Below are 1,466 nucleotides of genomic sequence, written 5' to 3'. Positions count from 1 at the left end.
GTTCGTCATTCATGGGCATACAGTTTACAATAGCGTCTTAAGTCCATACATGTTGGCAATATACTTAACCTCAGGTAATGAACTCATCCATCTCCCACGTTGTCTTTTCTTCGCGTACCACCGGGTTAATCGCTGCAGAATATACCAGTCCAGTTTCGCTAATCTCTTTTGGCTGTAGTTCGTGTAGTAATAATTTCTCCACCCCTGAATCTTTGGATTGAGCCATTTCACATGTTCCGCGAATGATTTTGCACGCATACCGGGTGGTGCTAGTCTTTCTTTGACCACACCTCGAATGCGTTCCTCTGCCTTCTTCGTTAGCCACTGTTGCGTGGTATAGTACACCTTCCCTTGAGAAGTTTCTGCTTTGGTTTTCCGGTGGTGCATCCCTAAGAAGTCGAATCCTTCGTCTCCTGTCCATAAGCCTACAATGCGGGTTTTGGTCGGGTGTAGCGTGAGTTCCAGACGTTCCATGATTCTGCGTATAAGTTCATACGCATGTTCCGCGTCCTTTTTGGATTTACAGACCACCACAAAATCGTCTGCATACCTTGTCAGTTCTCCCACTCCACTTCCGTGTTTCTCCCACAACCAGTCAAAGTAGTTCAGATAGATATTCGCCAGAAGCGGTGAAATCACTCCACCTTGCGGTGTTCCTAAATCGGAACGCCTTACGTTTCCTTCTTCCATAACCCCCGCCCCCAGCCACTTCCGTATTAATTTCAAGATCCTCCTGTCATTGATACGCATTTGTACCAATTTCATGAGTTTCTCTTGATTAATATTGTCGAAATAGCCTTGGATATCGACGTCGACTACCCAATTTCCTTTGCGATTGCAGGCTTTCCGGATTCGATCTAGCGCTCCTTTCGCACTTCGCTTCGGGCGAAATCCGAAGGATACATCTTTGAAGTCTGCTTCGAAGATAGGTTCAATGACCAGTTTCGTTGCCATCTGCATGACTCGGTCGCGCACGGTAGGTATGCCCAGCGGTCTTGACTTCCCGTCTTTCTTCGGGATATAGTGCCGCCGTACGGGCTGCGGATGGTAATTGCCTTCTTTCAGTTCTCGCTCGCATTCCTTGAGGAAACTTACTTCTCCTTGTTCCTCAATATCTGCGAGCGTCACGGCATCTACTCCCGCAGCTCCCTTGTTCGCTTTCACTCGTTTCCAGGCTTCGCATAGCACATCCCAGCGGTAGACTTTGTCATACAAGGCATGGAATTTACGCTTGTTGTTCTCCTTGGCCGCATGACCTAGCTTTTCTTGGAGTTCTTGAACTTTTTCCTTGGGTGTCGTTAGCCGTTTGGCATTCACTCACTCGTACCTCCTCCAAAAGCGTAAACAAAGCAGGGCTCCTTTCCTCCCTAAGGTTATGTTGTCCTTAGGTTCCTTGGTACTATGAGCCCCTCGGACTCCCTTCCCACAGACGGTTCATTTCGTCTTCTGGACTTATAGAGCGTCTC

At 48.0% G+C, this 1,466-nt stretch carries 1 protein-coding gene; it reads right to left on the bottom strand.

Features of this window, described 5'->3' with window-relative positions; genetic code table 11:
- Positions 1-24 precede the first annotated feature (24 nt).
- Positions 25-1,317: a group II intron reverse transcriptase/maturase gene (gene ltrA, locus GC101_RS16330; protein ID WP_171718094.1), complete on the bottom strand. Its 1,293-nt coding sequence runs from the start codon at positions 1,315-1,317 to the stop codon at positions 25-27.
- Between the last annotated feature and the right edge of the window lie 149 nt (positions 1,318-1,466).

This window comes from Paenibacillus phytohabitans, from assembly GCF_013141775.1.
Taxonomy (GTDB): Bacteria; Bacillota; Bacilli; order Paenibacillales; family Paenibacillaceae; genus Paenibacillus_AQ; species Paenibacillus_AQ phytohabitans.
Note: the sequence above shows the minus strand (reverse complement) of the source record. Positions and strands in the feature narration are given on the sequence as shown.